Source organism: uncultured Fenollaria sp., assembly GCF_934202865.1.
GTDB lineage: Bacteria > Bacillota > Clostridia > Tissierellales > Peptoniphilaceae > Fenollaria.
Genome location: NZ_CAKPYL010000081.1, coordinates 1 through 2,831 on the forward strand (window position 1 = coordinate 1; position 2,831 = coordinate 2,831).

Sequence of the window (2,831 nt, forward strand, 5' to 3'; positions counted from 1 at the left end):
CAATGAGAGATTTCGCTAAATCATTCACAGAAGAAAATTAGAGGTGACGATATGTCAGACAACATTAAGAAAATGATTGGACAAGTTTTTAACGACATCGCTGATGGCTTAGAAACTGGTTCATTCGGTAAAAAAGTACGTGTTGGCCTAACAAGTTTTGGTAGTGAACATGGTACTGAAAACTTAGTTAAAGCTGCAGAACTTGCTCAATCTAGAGATTCTTCAATCGAAGTTGTCCTTATCGGTCCTAAAGCAGAAACAGAATTAACTCAATATGAAGTTTCTGATGAAGATCAAGGCTACAAGAAGATGGAAGAATTACTAGACGCTGGAGAGATAGATGCATGCGTTACTATGCATTATAACTTCCCAATCGGAGTATCTACTGTAGGTAGAGCTGTTACTCCTGGATATGGTAAAGAAATGCTTATAGCAACAACAACAGGAACATCTTCTGCACACAGAGTAGAAGCAATGGTTCTTAATGGTATCTATGGTTTAATCGTAGCTAAGGCATTAGGTAATCAAGATCCAAGTCTTGGTATACTAAATGTTGACGGAGCAAGACAAGTTGAAAGAGCTTTTAAACAATTAAACGAAAACGGATTTAATATAAAATTTGCTGAGTCACACAGAGCAGACGGTGGAGATGTAATGAGAGGAAACGACTTATTACAAGCATCATGCGACGTTGTAGTTAATGACTCACTTACAGGTAACATCCTTATGAAGATGTTCTCTTCATTCACTACTGGTGGATCATACGAAGCAGCTGGCTTTGGTTATGGACCTGGTATTGGTGAAGACTTTGATAGAACTATACTTATAGTATCTAGAGCATCAGGAGTTCCTGTTGTAGCAAATGCATTAGTATATGCTGCAAGCCTTGTTAAGGGTAACTTACACAAGGTAGCAAAAGCTACTTTTGAAGCAGCTAATGCAGCTGGTTTAAAAGATGTTTTAGCATCATTAAATAAAGCTAATGAAAAGAAAGATGACGGTCCAAAGGAAGCAGTAGCAGCTCCTCCAAAGGAAGTTGTTGAAGAAGCTATCGCTGGTATCGATATACTAGAACTTGAAGATTCAGTTCAAGCACTTTGGAAAGAAGGCATTTATGCTGAAAGCGGCATGGGTTGTACAGGACCAGTTATCATGGTTAGTACAAAGAACCTAGATAAAGCTAAAGAAGTTTTAGCAAAAGCTGGATATATAACAAGCGATGCAAATTGTTAATTAAAAATGAGGCGCAAGCCTCATTTTTTTATGCGAAAATTCATTTTACACACAGCTATATAGAAATATAGAAATTTAAAAAATTAATTAATATGAATTTAGATTAATTAAATATTTACTATTAAAAAATCTATATAAATCATATGATAAGACTTAATATATGATATAATATACTTGGTGATACTATGGAAAGAAATAAACAATATTTTAAAGAATATATTATGGACTTGCGCTCCATTATCGAGCTATCTAGTTTTTCTTTGATGATACTTAATCTAATCCTTTTGCCAATATCAAAGGTACATAGACTAGATATAGCATTAAGCATATCATTAATCTTTTATTACCTAATTATAAGACCAAGGATTAAGGATACACAAACATTCTATGTATTTAGGATTATTGCGAGCAATGCAACAAGAAGGGCATTTTTACACTTTCTATTAGTGTGCGTAATAATAAAGAGAGATCTTGAGATGTATACAAATCACTACTTCATCAAGTACACTATCATTATGATGATTATTTTTATCATGTATTTAATTATACTGGCTTATATAAGTAGCAATAAGATAGCAAAGAAAGAAAAATTTTTCAAAAACTTCAAGTACAATGATAAATTATTCATTGAGAACTATACATTAGAGAACTTTGAAAACTTTAAATACTATACAAATTTAAGCGCACTTTACTCAGATGACAATACCGATAGCGACTTGCTTGATGCTAGATATGAGTATCTTAAGGCGTCGCTTGCAGATAAAGAGGAAGATGAAGAATTAGAAAAGATTAGACAAGAGATTTTAAAAAAATTAGATGAAGCATATAAGTTTGTAAAATTTGAAAAAAAGTAAAAAAAGTTCTTGACTTTTAAATTTATTAGTAGTATGATTATAAGGATAAAAAAATATAGGGAGGATATTATGCTTAAAGGAAGAAATTATATTGATCCGGAAGATTTAAGCCTAGAGGAGCTTGATGAGCTATTTGCACTAGGTAAAGAAATTGTTGAAAACGAAAAGGATTTTATGCACGTATGTGACGGTAAAATCCTAGCTACTCTATTCTATGAGCCCAGCACCAGAACCAGATTTTCATTTGAAGCCGCTATGTTGAGATTAGGCGGAAATGTTATTGGTTTCTCGGAGCCGGGCTCTAGTTCTGTAGCAAAGGGAGAAACTCTTGCTGATACACTAAGAACAGTTAGCTGCTACTCAGACATTATCGCAATGAGACACCCAAAAGAAGGTGCTCCACAATATGGACACAACGCATGTACAGTACCACTAATTAACGCAGGAGACGGCGGACATCAACATCCTACACAAACTCTTACAGACCTATTTACAATACTAAGCGCTAAAGGCAAATTTGACGGCATGACTATAGGCTTATGCGGCGACTTAAAGTTCGGTAGAACAGTTCACTCACTAATCAAGGCAATGTCAAGATATAGCAATAACAAATTCGTACTTATATCACCAGACGAATTAAAAGTACCAAACTACATCAAAGAACAAGTTCTAGACAAAAAGTCAATTCCATACACAGAAGTAGAAAGACTTGAAGATGTAATCGACGATCTTGACGTACTATAC

The 2,831-nt window shown here is 34.3% G+C and carries 3 protein-coding genes; all 3 read left to right on the top strand.

Annotated features, from left to right (window positions below):
• Positions 1 to 51: 51 nt before the first annotated feature.
• Positions 52 to 1,233 (top strand): glycine/sarcosine/betaine reductase complex component C subunit alpha, encoded by a 1,182-nt coding sequence (gene grdD / locus Q0E71_RS06610; protein WP_294797215.1) that lies wholly within the window; start codon positions 52 to 54, stop codon positions 1,231 to 1,233.
• 185 nt (positions 1,234 to 1,418) lie between these two features.
• Positions 1,419 to 2,087, top strand: coding sequence for a hypothetical protein (locus Q0E71_RS06615; RefSeq protein ID WP_294797218.1), 669 nt, complete (start codon positions 1,419 to 1,421; stop codon positions 2,085 to 2,087).
• 69 nt (positions 2,088 to 2,156) lie between these two features.
• A partial coding sequence (pyrB, locus tag Q0E71_RS06620; RefSeq protein ID WP_294797220.1) for an aspartate carbamoyltransferase occupies positions 2,157 to 2,831 on the top strand: 675 nt, incomplete at its 3' end.

Excerpts from the sequence above, each read along its gene's own strand:
- Q0E71_RS06615 (WP_294797218.1), top strand. The coding sequence starts at position 1,419 with ATGGAAAGAAATAAACAATATTTTAAAGAATATATTATGGACTTGCGC.
- grdD (WP_294797215.1), top strand. The coding sequence starts at position 52 with ATGTCAGACAACATTAAGAAAATGATTGGACAAGTTTTTAACGACATC.